The organism is Exiguobacterium sp. s160 (assembly GCF_018617575.1).
GTDB classification, from domain to species: Bacteria; Bacillota; Bacilli; order Exiguobacteriales; family Exiguobacteriaceae; genus Exiguobacterium; species Exiguobacterium aestuarii_A.
On sequence record NZ_JACSKK010000010.1, the window covers coordinates 38,985 to 53,508 of the forward strand.

The following is a 14,524-nucleotide window of genomic DNA, read 5'->3' on the forward strand; positions in this document are numbered from 1 at the left end:
TAACAGTGTGAAAGGAGGTACATCGCATGGTAATGACAGACCCTATTGCAGATATGCTTACACGTATCCGTAACGCTAACATGGTTCGCCATGAAAAAATGGAGCTTCCAGCTTCGAACATTAAACGTGAGATCGCTGAAATCCTTAAGCGTGAAGGTTTCATTCGCGATGTTGAATATATCGAGGACGCTAAACAAGGTACACTTCGTCTTTTCCTTAAATATGGAGCAAGCAACGAACGTGTAATCACTGGTCTCAAACGTATTTCGAAACCAGGTCTTCGCGTATACGCAAAAGCTGATGAAGTGCCTAAAGTACTCGGAGGACTCGGAATCGCAGTTCTTTCGACATCTAAAGGTCTTATGACTGATAAAGAAGCTCGCCAACAACAAGTCGGCGGCGAAGTGATCGCCTACATCTGGTAAGTCACTTTTCTAACAAGAACGGAGGTGTAATCAATGTCACGTATTGGTAAAAAACCAGTTACGATTCCTGCTGGCGTTACTGTAACAGTTGCTAATGACAACACGGTCACAGTAAAAGGTGCTAAAGGTGAACTTTCGCTTTCAGCTAACCCGGCATTGGAAATCAAAGTTGAAGAGAACGAATTGACGGTTGTTCGTCCAGACGAATCGAAAGAAAGCCGCACAATTCACGGTACGACACGTGCCCTTATTGCCAACATGGTACAAGGTGTGTCGAACGGATTCCAAAAAACACTTGAGATCTCGGGGGTTGGTTACCGTGCTACGAAGCAAGGTAACAAACTCGTCCTCAACCTCGGCTACTCGCACCCAATCGAGTACGTTGCTGAGGAAGGTATCGAAATCGAAGTTCCTTCAAACACGCAAATCATCGTAAAAGGGATTAACAAAGAGCGCGTCGGTCACGTTGCTGCTCAAATCCGCTCGTACCGTGCTCCAGAACCTTACAAAGGTAAAGGTGTTCGTTACTCTGATGAACGTATTCGCCGTAAAGAAGGTAAGACTGGTAAGTAATTCGTCACGAAATGAACGGAAAGGAGTGGCATAAATGATCACAAAGGCAGATAAAAATGCAGTTCGTAAAAAACGTCATGCTCGCGTACGTCGTACGATCTCGGGGACAGCAGCTCGTCCACGTTTGAACGTATTCCGTTCGAGCAAGCACATTTACGTTCAACTTATCGATGACGCGTCACAAACAACGCTTGTGTCTGCATCTTCGAAAGATAAAGCTCTCGATCTTACAAATGGCGGTAACGTTGAAGCAGCGACAGCTGTTGGTAAACTTGCTGCAGAACGTGCACTCGAGAAAGGTATCGACACAGTTGTGTTCGACCGTGGTGGATACCTCTATCATGGCCGCGTCAAAGCTGTTGCAGAAGCAGCTCGTGAAGCAGGTCTTAAATTCTAATAAAAAGGAGGGGACACTCGATGCGCCAGTTAGACGTTAACATGGAACAACTTGAAGAACGCGTTGTTACCGTAAACCGCGTCGCGAAAGTCGTAAAAGGTGGCCGCCGCTTCCGTTTTGCTGCTCTCGTAGTCGTAGGTGACAAAAATGGTCACGTCGGTTTCGGTACAGGTAAGGCACAAGAGGTGCCAGAAGCGATTCGCAAGGCTATTGAAGCCGCTAAGAAAAACATGGTACAAGTACCTATGGTTGGTACAACAATTCCACACGAAATCACAGGAGTATTCGGAGCAGGTCGTGTATTCATGAAACCAGCTTCTGAAGGTACTGGGGTTATCGCTGGTGGTCCAGTTCGTGCGGTGCTCGAACTTGCAGGTGTAGGTGACATCCTTTCGAAATCGTTAGGTTCAAACACACCGATCAACATCGTCCGTGCGACGGTACAGGGCTTGACTGAGCTCAAAAAAGCAGAGGAAGTTGCTAAACTACGTGGTAAAAGCGTAGAAGAACTTCTTAACTAAGGGAGGGAACTAGACATGGCGAAACTCGCAATCACCCTCACACGCAGCACAATTGGTCGTCCGGAAGGTCAGCGTGTTACTGTACGTACACTCGGTCTTCGCAAAATGCATCAAACGGTCGTTGTCCCAGACAACGTCGCGATGCGCGGTATGATCAATAAAGTGTCGCACCTTGTGACTGTAAAAGAAATCAACGAATAATAAAGATTTTAATAAATAAGGAGGTGCCACTATGAAACTCCATGAATTGAAGCCAACTCCAGGTTCACGTCACGAACGTAACCGTGTCGGTCGCGGTATGGCGACTGGTAACGGTAAAACTTCTGGCCGTGGACACAAAGGTCAAAAAGCTCGTTCGGGCGGTGGCGTTCGTCCAGGATTCGAAGGTGGACAAAACCCACTTTACCGTCGTCTTCCAAAACGCGGTTTCAACAACCCAACTCGTAAAGAGTACGCGGTTGTTTCCCTAGACACGCTTAACCGTTTCGAAGCAGGTACTGAAGTTACTCCAGAACTCTTAATCGAGACTGGTGTAGTCAGCTCTGCTAAAGACGGAATCAAGGTCCTTGCTAACGGCAAGCTTGAAACTAAATTGACTGTAAAAGCCAACAAGTTCTCGGGTGCAGCGAAAGAAGCAATCGAAGCAGCTGGCGGTACAGTTGAGGTGATCTGATGTTTCAGACGATCTCCAATATGTGGCGCGTGAAAGATATTCGACAGCGTATTCTCTTCACACTCGCAATCATCATCATTTTCCGCATCGGGGCTCATATCCCGGTGCCGATGGTGAATACGGATGTGTTGCGTTTTGACTCAGGAGGTCTTCTTGACTTCTTGAACTTGTTTGGAGGAAATGCTTTACAGAACTTCTCCTTGTTCGCAATGGGGATCATGCCGTACATTACGGCATCGATCGTTGTGCAACTTTTACAAATGGACGTCGTTCCAAAGTTTGCCGAATGGGCAAAACAAGGAGAGGCGGGCCGTAAAAAGTTAGCGACGGTCACGCGCTATGGGACGATCATCTTAGGCTTTGTCCAAGCGACTTCATTGTCGTTTGGATTTAACCGCCTCTACCCAGGTCTCGTCAATGAAACATGGGGAACGGCAACTTACTTTGTGATCGCGATTGTACTCACTGCGGGTACAGCGTTCTTGATGTTCCTTGGTGAGATGACAACGGAGAAAGGTGTTGGGAATGGTATTTCCATCATTATCTTCGCTGGTATCGTCGCTGGGTTCCCAAGAATCTTTACGCAGATTTATGAAACAAAACTCCAAAACGCTGGAGATGCATTGTTCATTAACATCGTTTACTTGGTTGTATTGGCCCTTGTCATTTTGGCTGTGACGGTTGGGATCATTTATGTTCAACAAGCGGCACGCAAAATTCCAATCCAATATGCAAAACGCACGGCAAACCGTACCCCAGTGGGCGGTCAGTCGACGCACTTGCCAATCAAACTAAACGCTGCAGGTGTTATCCCGGTTATCTTCGCGATTTCCTTCATGGTAACACCACCAACTGTTGCAAGCTTCATTGCTTCTCCAGAGACAACGCAAAAATTACAGACGTACTTTGACACGACGGCGCCAATCGGAATGTCGATTTACGTTGCGTTAATCATTGCGTTCTCTTACTTCTATACATTTGTTCAGGTCAACCCAGAGCAGATGGCAGAAAACCTGCAGAAGCAAGGTGGTTATATTCCTGGGATTCGTCCTGGGGCGCAAACAGAACAGTACATCACGAAGTTGCTGTATCGATTGACTTTCTTCGGAGCGATTTTCTTATCGCTCGTGGCGATCATGCCGACAATCTTCATTAAGCTTGCCGGTCTTCCAACTTCCGTTCAAATCGGAGGAACGAGCTTATTGATCGTCATCGGGGTAGCCCTCGAAACGATGAAACAAATCGAGAGTCAACTTGTAAAACGACACTATAAAGGCTTTATCCGTTAAAGCGGAAGGAAGGGTTGACCCTTCCTTCCTGTCGTGTTTACAAGCCCTTCGTGAAAATCAAAACTGGAGGCTAACCGAGATGAATCTAGTACTCATGGGCTTACCGGGTGCTGGGAAAGGGACTCAAGCTGCTAAAATCGTAGAAGAGTACCAAATCCCTCACATTTCGACAGGCGACATGTTTCGTGCGGCAATCAAAGGCGGAACGCCACTCGGTAAAGAAGCCAAGTCATTCATGGATAAAGGCGAACTCGTACCGGATGAGGTAACAATCGGAATCGTACGCGAACGTCTTAGCCAAGATGACACTGAAAAAGGCTTCTTACTTGATGGATTCCCGCGTACTGTTGCTCAAGCAGAGGCACTCGAAAGTTTGCTTAAAGATTTGGGGAAACAGATTGACCACGTCGTCAACATCGATGTGGATGCGGAAATTCTCGTTCCACGTTTGACAGGTCGTTGGATCTGCCCAACATGTGGTGCGACATATCACGTGATCTTCAACCCACCAAAAGTGGAAGGCATCTGTGATGTGGATGGGTCGGCTCTCATGCAACGTGAAGACGATAAAGAGGAAACGGTTCGCCGTCGCCTTGACGTCAACATCGAGCAATCGAAACCACTCATTGACTTTTACGCTGAAAAAGGGTATCTTCGTACATTGGATGGAGATCGTCCAATCGATGTCGTATATGCCGATGTCAAAGCATTACTCGGTGATACTGAATGATCATCACGAAGACGCCTCGTGAAATTGCGATTATGCGTGAGGCTGGGCAAATTGTTGCTCGAACGCACCAGGTGCTCAAACAGCACATAAAACCAGGAATCACGACGCTTGAGCTCGACCAGATTGCGGAAGATTACATTCGCAGCCAAGGTGCGACGCCATCGTTTAAAGGCTATAACGGTTTTACCGGTAGTGTTTGCGCTTCGGTGAATGAAGAGCTTGTTCATGGCATTCCAGGAAAACGGGTATTGAAAGATGGAGATATTATCTCAATCGACATCGGTGCCTACTATAATGGATACCATGGAGATTCCGCTTGGACTTATCCAGTGGGAACAATCTCAGAAGAGACACAGCGGCTACTTGACGTAACCGAAGAAAGTCTGTATAAAGGATTGGAGCACGCCAAGGCTGGAGGGCGATTGACAGATATTTCTCATGCGATTCAAGCATATGTTGAATCACACGATTTCTCTGTCGTCCGCGAATACGTCGGTCATGGTGTTGGACAAAATTTGCATGAAGAACCGCAAATTCCACACTATGGTCCACCGGGGAAAGGGCCGCGCCTGAAGACTGGGATGACGTTAGCTATTGAACCAATGGTTAATGCTGGTCAACGCTATGTTCGAACACTGGCTGATAACTGGACAGTTGTCACAGTGGACGGTAGCATGTGCGCCCACTTTGAGCACACCATCGCCATCACAGACGATGGATACGAGATTTTAACGAAACTCGATTCCGGTGAATGAGGCTCTATTGTTTCATACTGATCCATTCTGGATCCTTCTCTCACAGTAGATGGCAATAGATCGTCTGTGCTCCTAAAGATCTTCATATAGAAAGGGGAATAAATGATGGCGAAACAAGATGTCATTGAAGTGGAAGGCACTGTTGTCGAACCACTTCCGAACGCAATGTTTAAAGTGGAGTTAGAAAACGGCCACACGGTGCTCGCGCACGTCTCAGGGAAAATTCGGATGCACTACATTCGGATCCTTCCAGGTGACCGCGTAACTGTTGAGTTGTCTCCATACGACTTGACTCGCGGGCGGATTACGTACCGTTATAAGTAACTCCGATTTTTCCAGGAGGAGGGTATACTCATGAAAGTAAGACCGTCGGTAAAACCGATTTGCGAAAAATGTAAAGTTATTCGCCGTAAGGGTAAAGTAATGGTAATTTGCGAAAACCCGAAACACAAACAAAAACAAGGTTAATTTCAGAGGAGGTGCACACATGGCACGTATTGCTGGTGTAGATATTCCACGCGAAAAACGTATCGTTATTTCGCTCACATACATCTATGGTATTGGTAAAACAAAAGCACAAGAAATTTTGAAGGCTGCTAACGTTTCTGAAGAGACACGCACACGCGACCTTACTGAAGATGAACTCAACCGTATCCGTGAAGCAATTGACGGAATCAAAGTTGAAGGTGACCTTCGTCGTGAAGTTTCACTTAACATCAAACGTTTGATCGAGATCGGCGCATACCGCGGTATCCGTCATCGCCGTAGTCTCCCTGTTCGCGGTCAAAACACGAAGAACAACTCGCGTACTCGTAAAGGCCCACGCCGTACAGTAGCGAACAAGAAGAAGTAAAGGAGGGAATTGAACAATGGCGAAACGTAAGCAAAACGTACGTTCTAAACGTAAAGTTAAAAAACATGTTGAAGTCGGTGTGGTACACATCCGTTCTACATTCAACAACACAATCATTACAATCACTGACACGCAAGGTAACGCGATCTCATGGGCTACTTCTGGTAACCTTGGATTTAAAGGATCACGTAAATCGACTCCGTTCGCAGCACAAATGGCTGCTGAAACTGCAGCGAAAGTTGCAATGGACAACGGTATGCGTACAGTAGAAGTTAACGTTAAAGGTCCTGGTGCTGGACGTGAAGCGGCTATCCGTGCGCTCCAAGCTACTGGTCTCGAAGTTACTGCAATCCGTGACGTAACTCCAGTTCCGCACAACGGTTGCCGCCCTCCGAAACGTCGCCGCGTATAATCGCTTGAACGTGTGAGGGGTTTACCTAGCACGACAGCTTATACTTTAGCAGTTCAAACTGCACGGCAGGATATACTCAAGGAGGGGTTCAGATGATCGAGATTGAAAAACCAAAGATCGAAACGGTCGAAATCAGCGAGGACGCTACGTTTGGTAAATTCGTAGTAGAACCGCTTGAACGTGGATATGGCACTACTCTCGGTAACTCACTACGTCGAATTCTATTGTCATCGCTCCCAGGTGCAGCGGTAACAGCGGTTCAAATCGATGGCGTGCTTCACGAGTTCTCTACGATTGACGGTGTCGTCGAAGACGTTACTCAAATCGTACTAAACCTCAAGAAGTTAGCACTCAAAGTGTACTCGGAAGAAGAGAAAACGCTTGAGATTAACGTTTCAAGTGCCGGTGCTGTCACTGCGGCAGACATTACCCATGATAGCGACGTTGAAATCTTGAATCCTGAGCTCCACATCGCGACTCTCGCTGACAATGCGACGCTTCGCATGCGTTTGACTGCTCGCCGTGGTCGTGGTTACGTCCAGGCAGAAGATAACAAACGTGATGATATGCCGATTGGGGTCATTCCAATCGATTCGATCTATACACCGATTCAACGCGTGAACTACGAAGTAGATAAAACACGTGTCGGTCAAGACGCTAGCTTTGATAAGCTTTTATTAGACGTGTGGACAGATGGTTCAATTCGTCCGGAAGAAGCTGTATCATTAGGAGCAAAAATTTTGACTGAACACTTGAACATCTTCGTTGGTTTGACAGATGAGGCTCTCAACGCAGAAATCATGGTCGAGAAAGAAGAAGACCAAAAAGAAAAAGTACTCGAAATGACGATTGAAGAACTCGATCTCTCAGTTCGTTCGTACAACTGCTTGAAGCGCGCTGGCATCAACACTGTTCAAGAACTCGCAAACAAATCAGAGGAAGAGATGATGAAAGTTCGTAACCTCGGACGTAAATCACTCGAAGAAGTTCAACACAAGTTGGACGAACTCGGTTTGGGCTTGCGTAAAGAAGACTAAGTTCAACCGAAGGAGGGAAATGTAATGGCTTATTCGAAACTTGGCCGTACAAGCTCGCAACGCAAGGCGCTTTTGCGTGATCTTGCAACTGACCTAATCATCAACGAGCGCATTCAAACAACTGAACAAAAAGCGAAAGAACTTCGCCCAGTCGTTGAAAAATTGATCACTCTTGGGAAACGTGGCGATCTTCATGCCCGTCGTCAAGTAGCTTCATTCGTTCGTAAGGAGAACGCTGGAGAAAAAGACGCAATCCAAAAATTGTTCGAAGACGTGGCTCCACGCTACGCTGAACGTCAAGGTGGATACACGCGCATCATGAAAGTCGGCCCACGCCGCGGTGATGGTGCAGAAGTTGTAATCATCGAACTCGTCTAATTCATTAGGCAGTCAACAGGGCATGCGGTGACGTATTGCCCTGTTTCCACATCAGAAAGGAGTCGACCTATGGAATCACAAATTATGGTACGGGACGTCGTATTTCATTACCCTGGACAATCTGAGCCGGCACTTAACGGCCTGTCGCTCGATGTATATAAAGGGGAATGGCTTGCGATTGTCGGCCATAATGGTTCTGGTAAGTCGACACTGACGAAGTTGTGGAACGGACTTCTTATTCCTGAACAGGGGGAAGTCCGCGTCGAGACACTCGATCCATCGAACGCCGCAGACGTGTGGGATGTTCGAACGCGGATCGGGGTCGTCTTTCAAAATCCCGACAATCAATTTGTCGGGGCGACCGTGCGCGATGATGTGGCATTTTCTCTCGAAAACATGGGACTTCCACGTCAAGAAATGGTTCGTCGAATTGATGACAGTCTAGCGCGCGTTGGATTATCGGAACTAGCGGACCGTGAACCGCATCAGTTATCCGGTGGACAAAAGCAGCGCGTTGCGATAGCTGCGGCTCTCGCAATGCGCCCGCGTGTCCTCGTGCTCGATGAAGCGACCTCGATGCTCGACCCAATTGGGCGACAAGAGGTATTACAAACGGTACGACAGCTCGTCTCAGAAGGGATGACCGTTGTCGCCATTACACACGAGCTCGACGAAGTGTTGTTTGCCGACCGTATCATTGCATTATCGAAAGGTAAGATTGCGATGACCGGTACACCTGAGGACGTGTTTCAACATCCCGATCAGCTTCGTGACATTCAATTGGATGTCCCGTTCATTGTCAGGATGCAACTCGAACTGAAGGCACGTGGCATTCCACTCGATCGTCTGATGCTACAACATTCGGAGTTGGTGAACCATCTATGCCGATACGCATTGAAGAAGTAACATATCAATATCAAATGAATACTCCGTTTGAACGAACCGCGCTGCGCGATGTGAATGTAACCATTCCGTCGGGAGCGCTTGTTGCGTTTCTTGGGCATACAGGCTCGGGGAAATCAACGCTCGTTCAACATATGAACGGATTATTACGACCGACTGATGGACGTGTCGTGGTCGATGACATCACAGTCACACCGATTCGAACGCGTCGTGATAAAAAACAAAATCTCTTGCCGCTTCGGCGTCGCGTTGGGCTCGTCTTTCAATATCCTGAGCACCAATTGTTTGAAGAGACGGTCGAACGCGACGTCATGTTCGGTCCGCGCAACTTTGGCGCGACAGATGCCGAAGCAAAAGAGCGTGCCCATGAGGCACTTCGTCTCGTCGGTTTAGATGAATCACTATGGGACCGTTCTCCATTTGACCTTTCCGGGGGGCAAATGCGTCGCGTCGCAATTGCGGGCGTCTTAGCGAGCCGCCCCGACGTCCTCATCGTCGACGAACCAACAGCTGGTCTTGATCCAATCGGCAGACGAGATATGCTGGCATTATTTAAACGATTACGAGAAGAGCTGAATCTAACGCTGATTCTTGTTTCTCACGATATGGATGACGTGCTCACTTACGCGGAACGCGTCGTCGTGATGGAGCGTGGACAGGTAGCGTTCGATGGCGATCCGTTTGAGTTGTTTCAGGATGAAGCTCTCGTACGTCGTCTCCAGCTCGATATCCCGCACGTTCTCCGATTCGCCCGTGATCTAGCGCCTGTTTTTGGGGGAACGGTCACTCCACTCGTACGAACGGAGGCCGAATTAGCGGATTGGATCGCAGAGCACTTGAGAGGGGGAGCCGAATGATTATTGGTCAATATATACCGGGTCATTCCTGGCTCCATTCACTCGATGCACGCGCGAAGACACTCTTTATTTTAGGATTTATCCCGGTCGTGTTTTTAGCGGATAACTTATGGACGAACTTGTTTCTATTAGCGTTCACGTTATTTGCGGTGAAACTATCACAACTATCGTGGCGTTATTTATGGAATGGGTTGCGGATGATTCTTTTCTTGATCGTCTTCACGTTGATCTTGCAGTTATTATTTAATCGTGACGGGACACTCCTTTTTGAATTTGGTCCGATTGCCATTTACTCAGAAGGGATTCGGATGGGACTGATCGTCTCGCTCCGGTTCTTCTATCTCGTCATGTTAACGACACTCGTCACGTTGACGACGACACCGATGGAATTGACCGATTCGATTGAAGCGGGTCTGCGACCGTTTGAGCGGATTCGTGTACCGGCACACGAGATTGCCTTGATGTTATCGATCTCGCTTCGCTTCTTACCAACTCTTGCAGACGAGACAGACCGAATCATGAAAGCCCAGCAAGCACGAGGCGTTGATTTGATGAGCGGTCCATGGAAGTCTCGTTTAAAAGGAGTCATCCCTTTATTGATTCCATTGTTCATCTCGGCGTTTAAGCGCGCTGAGGACCTCGCTACGGCGATGGAGGCTCGTGGGTATCGTGGGGGTGAAGGACGGACGAGGTTGCGTGAGATGGAGTGGCAGACGCGTGATACAGCAGTACTGCTGATTTTTGTCGCGTTATCACTCATATTGTTCGGATTGAGAGGGATTGGATGAGACGGATTAAACTGACAGTTGCCTATGACGGGACACACTACGCGGGATATCAAGTACAGCCAAATGGGAATACGATTCAAGCGGAGATTGAAGCAGTTCTAACACGAATGCATCGCCATCCCGTCAAAATTGTCGCCTCAGGTCGTACAGACGCTCGTGTCCATGCCTTAGGACAAGTGATTCATTTTGACACTTCGTTACAGATGCCGGCGGAGCGGTTTGTCAAAGCGTTGAACGCGATGCTGCCCGACGACATCCTCGTCAAACAAGCAGAAGAAGCGGATGCTGGGTTCCATGCTCGATATGGGGCGAAGCGAAAAGAGTATCGCTATCATATCCGTAAGACCGAGGATCCATTCAGAAGGTACTATGCTGCCACGGTGACGTATGACCTTAGCCTTGATCGAATGCGTGAGGCGATGGAGCGGCTAGTCGGCACCCACGACTTTACATCGTTCTCTGTGACAAAGGCGGAAGTCGAGGACCGTGTTCGTACCATCTTTGAAGCAGAAGTGCTCGAAATGGGGGATGAGATCGTATTCCGTTTCGTCGGTTCTGGTTTCTTATATAATCAAGTACGTATCATGGTAGGGACGGTCATTGAGGTAGGGAGAGGCAAATATAAGCCGGCTGACATCACCGAAATGCTGGAAGCGAAAGACCGCCGTATGGCGGGGATTACCGCGCCCCCACACGGTTTGTATTTATGGAATGTGAATTATGAAAAAGTAGATTGACATTCCCTCTATAAAATCGTATTATATTCATTGGCATTTCATTTTCACATTTAGAGATGAACCACAATCTTAGCCCCGTAAACTAGGATTATGATAAAGCATCAAAAAAATTAAGTGAACAGACATTTTAGGAGGTATTCCACATGCGCACAACATTCATGGCTAAAGCATCTGAAGTAGAACGCAAATGGCTCCTTATCGACGCAGAAGGCAAAACACTCGGTCGTTTGACTAGTGAAGTAGCATCACTTCTTCGCGGTAAGCACAAGCCGACTTTCACACCACACGTTGATTGCGGAGACCACGTCATCATCATCAACGCTGAGAAAATCAAATTGACTGGTAACAAATTGAATGACAAGATTTACTACCGTCATTCAGGTCATCCAGGCGGCTTGAAATCACAAACTGCAAAAGAGCTTCTCGCAAAACGTCCAGAGCGTATGCTTGAACTCGCGATCAAAGGGATGCTTCCAAAAGGATCACTCGGTCGTCAACAATTCAACAAACTCCACGTTTACGCTGGAACTGAACACAAGCATGAAGCACAAAAACCAGAAGTTTACGAACTTCGCGGTTAATCGAGACACAGGGAGGAACTAAACGATGGCAGATGTACGTTACTACGGAACAGGCCGCCGCAAACACTCGGTGGCTCGCGTTCACCTCGTTGCAGGTGACGGTAAAGTTGTTGTAAATGGCCGCGATATCTCAGAATACTTCGGTCATGAGACTTTGATCATGATGGCTAAATCACCACTCGTATTGACTGAAACAGAAGGTAAATACGATGTAATCGTTAACGTTAACGGTGGTGGATACACTGGACAAGCTGGAGCGATTCGCCACGGCGTATCACGTGCGCTTCTTCAAGCGGACCCAGAATTCCGTCCAAGCCTCAAAGAAAAAGGCTTCTTAACTCGTGACGCTCGTATGAAAGAACGTAAAAAATACGGTCTTAAAGCAGCACGTCGCGCACCACAATTCTCGAAGCGTTAATCTTCGCGAAGTGGTTCGAACTCTCCATCCTTTCGGGTGGAGAGTTTTTTGTTTGAATTAGTCGATTCCAAAGCCGTCAAGAAAACGCTTTTTTTGATATACTGATATCGAAACAGTTATAAGGGGGAAGCGATATGCTTACAGTAGAGCAAGTACGCGAGGAATTGGCGGGGCTCGTTGATCCAACGATCAACCGAACGCTTGGAGATACAGCGGGAGTCAAAGACATCCGCATTAAAGAAGATTACGTCAGTGTAAAAGTGGCACTCGGACAAACAGGGAGCGGGGAACAGCTTCAGTTACAACAAGAGATCGTCACATTGCTCAAGGGGAAAGGCTTTAAGACGGTCGGGCTTCGCTTTGAAGCATTGAACGATGAAAGTTTGAAGGAGGCAACGAAGCCAGCAATCCTTCGCGAGAATTCAGGAACGACATTTATCGCGATCGCTTCAGGTAAAGGTGGCGTAGGGAAGTCGACAGTATCCGTCAACTTAGCGGTTGCGCTTGCACGTGCTGGGAAGAAAGTTGGATTGATCGACGCGGACATTTACGGTTTCAGTGTCCCAGATATGCTCGGAATCGAAGAACGTCCAGTCGTTCGTGGAGAAAAAATCATTCCAGTTGAGCGATTTGGTGTAAAAGTCATCTCGATGGGCTTCTTCGTTGAAGATAATGCACCTGTTATCTGGCGCGGACCGATGCTCGGGAAGATGCTCAACAACTTCTTTAATGATGTGGAGTGGGGAGACCTTGACTATCTATTGCTCGACTTACCACCAGGAACAGGAGATGTCGCGCTCGATATCCACTCTATGCTCCCATCATGTCAAGAGTTGATTGTGACGACACCTCACGCTACAGCAGCCTTCGTTGCTGCCCGTGCAGGAGCAATGGCGATTAAAACGAACCATAAAGTGTTAGGTATCATTGAGAACATGGCTTACTTCGAAAGTAAGGTCACAGGCGAGAAAGAATACGTATTTGGGTATGGCGGTGGAGAAAAACTCTCAGAAGCACTTAAGAGTAAACTCCTCGCTCAAATCCCACTCGGTCAGCCGTATGACAACGAAGAAGACTTTGCACCATCTGTCTATCGTGATGGGCATCCGTTTGAGCATACGTATGATGAGTTGGCGCAAGCAGTCATTCAACAAATAGAAGGGTGAATCGGTGAGAGATGAAAGTACAAGGTTTTTTACGTTTGTTTTGGACAACGCTCGTGTTTGGGACGTTGTTTGGGTTCCTGATGAATTTATTGGCGAACCCGGGTTATTTGGTCAGTCAGTCCTGGGAGGCAATTGTCACGGCACTCAGTTACTCGAGTACATGGACCGGGATCAGCATGATGGGCTTCTTCGCCTACCTAATCATCCACCGAGTCGGTCTCGACTTGTTTAGAGGACCACGTCTATGGAATCGTGTTCAAGTATTGCTGATTGCTTTCGCAATCTTTGATGCCGTTTATTTACGAATGCTCGCATTTGGGAACGATCATATGTGGCGTTATATCGGTGAGATGGCTGTGCTATTAATTGTCGCTTGGGTAGTTGCTGTAAGTAAGGCGAAACAAACGAATATGAGTGCTTTCATTCCGACACTCTTCTTGATGACGGTGATTACGTTAATCGAATGGATTCCAGCGCTTCAAACAACTGATGAAATCCCATTACTTTGGCCAGCACTCGCGACACTCGTGTTTGCGAACGCCTATCAAGTATTGATGCTTCATCGTTTCCAACAGACTGGACAAGTTGCAGAGCCGACTTCTTCGGAAACAGCGAAGAAGAAAACAAAAAAGCAGATGTCTTCTAAGTCATCCTAACGATCGAGCGGTCGTGGATTACTCCTTGTCAGGGGTTGATCCACGACTGTTTTTTTCTTTTAGTGATGTTAATAGAAAAAAATAAAGTTTTTTTAGAAAAACAGTTGACGGTTTTTTAGGATGCTGATATATTAATAAACGTCGCTGATGTTGTTCACGAAACAATAATCAGAAAGCGAAAAAAATAATAAAAAGTAGTTGACTTTCACAAGTCAAATCGCTATTATTAAAAAGTCGCTAACACGACAACGATTGGTCTTTGAAAACTGAACGATGAGGCAAAAATAAGTTTTACAATTTTTGAATGAAGCGCAAGCTTCGTCAATTTAAGAGCTATATCAAATTCTTTGGAGAGTTTGATCCTGGCTCAGGACG

The 14,524-nt window shown here is 47.2% G+C and carries 23 protein-coding genes; all 23 read left to right on the forward strand.

All coding sequences use genetic code 11. The annotated features are described in order from the left end of the window. The first annotated feature begins 26 nt into the window (after window positions 1-26). Window positions 27-425: a 30S ribosomal protein S8 gene (gene rpsH, locus KNO86_RS13700; protein WP_012727663.1), complete on the forward strand. Its 399-nt coding sequence runs from the start codon at window positions 27-29 to the stop codon at window positions 423-425. Between the two features lie 33 nt (window positions 426-458). Further along, window positions 459-998, forward strand: coding sequence for a 50S ribosomal protein L6 (gene rplF, locus KNO86_RS13705; protein ID WP_012727662.1), 540 nt, complete (start codon window positions 459-461; stop codon window positions 996-998). A gap of 34 nt (window positions 999-1,032) precedes the next feature. Continuing rightward, window positions 1,033-1,395 (forward strand): 50S ribosomal protein L18, encoded by a 363-nt coding sequence (rplR, locus tag KNO86_RS13710; protein WP_214697128.1) that lies wholly within the window; start codon window positions 1,033-1,035, stop codon window positions 1,393-1,395. A 20-nt stretch (window positions 1,396-1,415) separates the two neighbouring features. Next, complete coding sequence (rpsE, locus tag KNO86_RS13715; protein WP_012727660.1) at window positions 1,416-1,916, forward strand: 30S ribosomal protein S5; 501 nt, start codon at window positions 1,416-1,418, stop codon at window positions 1,914-1,916. Between the two features lie 15 nt (window positions 1,917-1,931). Further along, complete coding sequence (gene rpmD / locus KNO86_RS13720) at window positions 1,932-2,117, forward strand: 50S ribosomal protein L30 (RefSeq protein WP_012727659.1); 186 nt, start codon at window positions 1,932-1,934, stop codon at window positions 2,115-2,117. A 31-nt stretch (window positions 2,118-2,148) separates the two neighbouring features. Continuing rightward, a complete protein-coding gene (gene rplO / locus KNO86_RS13725) occupies window positions 2,149-2,589 on the forward strand; it encodes a 50S ribosomal protein L15 (protein ID WP_012727658.1) in 441 nt (146 codons plus the stop codon). Continuing rightward, window positions 2,589-3,878, forward strand: a complete 1,290-nt coding sequence (secY, locus tag KNO86_RS13730; protein WP_214697130.1) for a preprotein translocase subunit SecY — start codon at window positions 2,589-2,591, stop codon at window positions 3,876-3,878. Before rplO ends, secY begins: the two co-directional genes overlap by 1 nt. Before the next feature lie 79 nt (window positions 3,879-3,957). Then, window positions 3,958-4,608, forward strand: coding sequence for an adenylate kinase (locus tag KNO86_RS13735; protein ID WP_012727656.1), 651 nt, complete (start codon window positions 3,958-3,960; stop codon window positions 4,606-4,608). Continuing rightward, window positions 4,605-5,363, forward strand: coding sequence for a type I methionyl aminopeptidase (map, locus tag KNO86_RS13740; protein WP_074032461.1), 759 nt, complete (start codon window positions 4,605-4,607; stop codon window positions 5,361-5,363). Before KNO86_RS13735 ends, map begins: the two co-directional genes overlap by 4 nt. A 105-nt stretch (window positions 5,364-5,468) precedes the next feature. Next, the gene (gene infA, locus KNO86_RS13745) at window positions 5,469-5,687 is read left to right on the forward strand and encodes a translation initiation factor IF-1 (RefSeq protein ID WP_021066622.1); all 219 of its coding nucleotides are present in this window, start codon (window positions 5,469-5,471) and stop codon (window positions 5,685-5,687) included. Between the two features lie 30 nt (window positions 5,688-5,717). Beyond that, entirely contained in the window at window positions 5,718-5,831 is a 114-nt protein-coding gene (gene rpmJ / locus KNO86_RS13750; RefSeq protein ID WP_003156543.1) for a 50S ribosomal protein L36, read from the forward strand. 19 nt (window positions 5,832-5,850) lie between these two features. Beyond that, a complete protein-coding gene (gene rpsM / locus KNO86_RS13755; RefSeq protein WP_012727653.1) occupies window positions 5,851-6,216 on the forward strand; it encodes a 30S ribosomal protein S13 in 366 nt (121 codons plus the stop codon). A 16-nt stretch (window positions 6,217-6,232) separates the two neighbouring features. Further along, entirely contained in the window at window positions 6,233-6,628 is a 396-nt protein-coding gene (gene rpsK, locus KNO86_RS13760) for a 30S ribosomal protein S11 (RefSeq protein ID WP_012727652.1), read from the forward strand. A gap of 92 nt (window positions 6,629-6,720) precedes the next feature. Next, the gene (locus KNO86_RS13765; protein WP_012727651.1) at window positions 6,721-7,665 is read left to right on the forward strand and encodes a DNA-directed RNA polymerase subunit alpha; all 945 of its coding nucleotides are present in this window, start codon (window positions 6,721-6,723) and stop codon (window positions 7,663-7,665) included. 24 nt (window positions 7,666-7,689) lie between these two features. Further along, window positions 7,690-8,043 carry a 50S ribosomal protein L17 gene (rplQ, locus tag KNO86_RS13770; RefSeq protein ID WP_012727650.1) on the forward strand — a complete coding sequence of 118 codons (354 nt, stop codon included), beginning with the start codon at window positions 7,690-7,692 and terminating at the stop codon, window positions 8,041-8,043. 69 nt (window positions 8,044-8,112) lie between these two features. Further along, window positions 8,113-8,949, forward strand: a complete 837-nt coding sequence (locus KNO86_RS13775) for an energy-coupling factor transporter ATPase (protein ID WP_074032463.1) — start codon at window positions 8,113-8,115, stop codon at window positions 8,947-8,949. Further along, the gene (locus tag KNO86_RS13780; RefSeq protein ID WP_214697131.1) at window positions 8,925-9,803 is read left to right on the forward strand and encodes an energy-coupling factor transporter ATPase; all 879 of its coding nucleotides are present in this window, start codon (window positions 8,925-8,927) and stop codon (window positions 9,801-9,803) included. Before KNO86_RS13775 ends, KNO86_RS13780 begins: the two co-directional genes overlap by 25 nt. Further along, window positions 9,800-10,591 (forward strand): energy-coupling factor transporter transmembrane component T family protein, encoded by a 792-nt coding sequence (locus tag KNO86_RS13785; RefSeq protein WP_074032475.1) that lies wholly within the window; start codon window positions 9,800-9,802, stop codon window positions 10,589-10,591. The genes KNO86_RS13780 and KNO86_RS13785 overlap by 4 nt, the downstream gene beginning before the upstream one ends. Further along, window positions 10,588-11,328: a tRNA pseudouridine(38-40) synthase TruA gene (gene truA / locus KNO86_RS13790; RefSeq protein WP_214697133.1), complete on the forward strand. Its 741-nt coding sequence runs from the start codon at window positions 10,588-10,590 to the stop codon at window positions 11,326-11,328. The genes KNO86_RS13785 and truA overlap by 4 nt, the downstream gene beginning before the upstream one ends. 143 nt (window positions 11,329-11,471) lie before the next feature. Then, entirely contained in the window at window positions 11,472-11,909 is a 438-nt protein-coding gene (gene rplM, locus KNO86_RS13795; RefSeq protein ID WP_026824852.1) for a 50S ribosomal protein L13, read from the forward strand. Window positions 11,910-11,934: 25 nt separating this feature from the next. After that, entirely contained in the window at window positions 11,935-12,327 is a 393-nt protein-coding gene (rpsI, locus tag KNO86_RS13800; protein WP_012727644.1) for a 30S ribosomal protein S9, read from the forward strand. Window positions 12,328-12,461: 134 nt separating this feature from the next. Next, the gene (locus KNO86_RS13805; protein WP_074032486.1) at window positions 12,462-13,493 is read left to right on the forward strand and encodes a P-loop NTPase; all 1,032 of its coding nucleotides are present in this window, start codon (window positions 12,462-12,464) and stop codon (window positions 13,491-13,493) included. A gap of 11 nt (window positions 13,494-13,504) precedes the next feature. After that, window positions 13,505-14,149, forward strand: a complete 645-nt coding sequence (locus KNO86_RS13810; protein WP_214697135.1) for a KinB-signaling pathway activation protein — start codon at window positions 13,505-13,507, stop codon at window positions 14,147-14,149. The last annotated feature ends 375 nt before the right edge of the window (window positions 14,150-14,524 follow it).

Excerpts from the sequence above, each read along its gene's own strand:
- rpmJ (WP_003156543.1), top strand. The coding sequence starts at position 5,718 with ATGAAAGTAAGACCGTCGGTAAAACCGATTTGCGAAAAATGTAAAGTT.
- KNO86_RS13810 (WP_214697135.1), top strand. The coding sequence starts at position 13,505 with ATGAAAGTACAAGGTTTTTTACGTTTGTTTTGGACAACGCTCGTGTTT.
- secY (WP_214697130.1), top strand. The coding sequence starts at position 2,589 with ATGTTTCAGACGATCTCCAATATGTGGCGCGTGAAAGATATTCGACAG.
- KNO86_RS13735 (WP_012727656.1), top strand. The coding sequence starts at position 3,958 with ATGAATCTAGTACTCATGGGCTTACCGGGTGCTGGGAAAGGGACTCAA.
- infA (WP_021066622.1), top strand. The coding sequence starts at position 5,469 with ATGGCGAAACAAGATGTCATTGAAGTGGAAGGCACTGTTGTCGAACCA.
- rpsK (WP_012727652.1), top strand. The coding sequence starts at position 6,233 with ATGGCGAAACGTAAGCAAAACGTACGTTCTAAACGTAAAGTTAAAAAA.
- rplO (WP_012727658.1), top strand. The coding sequence starts at position 2,149 with ATGAAACTCCATGAATTGAAGCCAACTCCAGGTTCACGTCACGAACGT.
- rpsM (WP_012727653.1), top strand. The coding sequence starts at position 5,851 with ATGGCACGTATTGCTGGTGTAGATATTCCACGCGAAAAACGTATCGTT.
- rplM (WP_026824852.1), top strand. The coding sequence starts at position 11,472 with ATGCGCACAACATTCATGGCTAAAGCATCTGAAGTAGAACGCAAATGG.
- truA (WP_214697133.1), top strand. The coding sequence starts at position 10,588 with ATGAGACGGATTAAACTGACAGTTGCCTATGACGGGACACACTACGCG.
- rplF (WP_012727662.1), top strand. The coding sequence starts at position 459 with ATGTCACGTATTGGTAAAAAACCAGTTACGATTCCTGCTGGCGTTACT.
- KNO86_RS13785 (WP_074032475.1), top strand. The coding sequence starts at position 9,800 with ATGATTATTGGTCAATATATACCGGGTCATTCCTGGCTCCATTCACTC.
- rpmD (WP_012727659.1), top strand. The coding sequence starts at position 1,932 with ATGGCGAAACTCGCAATCACCCTCACACGCAGCACAATTGGTCGTCCG.
- rplR (WP_214697128.1), top strand. The coding sequence starts at position 1,033 with ATGATCACAAAGGCAGATAAAAATGCAGTTCGTAAAAAACGTCATGCT.
- rpsI (WP_012727644.1), top strand. The coding sequence starts at position 11,935 with ATGGCAGATGTACGTTACTACGGAACAGGCCGCCGCAAACACTCGGTG.
- KNO86_RS13765 (WP_012727651.1), top strand. The coding sequence starts at position 6,721 with ATGATCGAGATTGAAAAACCAAAGATCGAAACGGTCGAAATCAGCGAG.
- rplQ (WP_012727650.1), top strand. The coding sequence starts at position 7,690 with ATGGCTTATTCGAAACTTGGCCGTACAAGCTCGCAACGCAAGGCGCTT.
- KNO86_RS13780 (WP_214697131.1), top strand. The coding sequence starts at position 8,925 with ATGCCGATACGCATTGAAGAAGTAACATATCAATATCAAATGAATACT.
- KNO86_RS13775 (WP_074032463.1), top strand. The coding sequence starts at position 8,113 with ATGGAATCACAAATTATGGTACGGGACGTCGTATTTCATTACCCTGGA.
- map (WP_074032461.1), top strand. The coding sequence starts at position 4,605 with ATGATCATCACGAAGACGCCTCGTGAAATTGCGATTATGCGTGAGGCT.
- rpsE (WP_012727660.1), top strand. The coding sequence starts at position 1,416 with ATGCGCCAGTTAGACGTTAACATGGAACAACTTGAAGAACGCGTTGTT.
- rpsH (WP_012727663.1), top strand. The coding sequence starts at position 27 with ATGGTAATGACAGACCCTATTGCAGATATGCTTACACGTATCCGTAAC.
- KNO86_RS13805 (WP_074032486.1), top strand. The coding sequence starts at position 12,462 with ATGCTTACAGTAGAGCAAGTACGCGAGGAATTGGCGGGGCTCGTTGAT.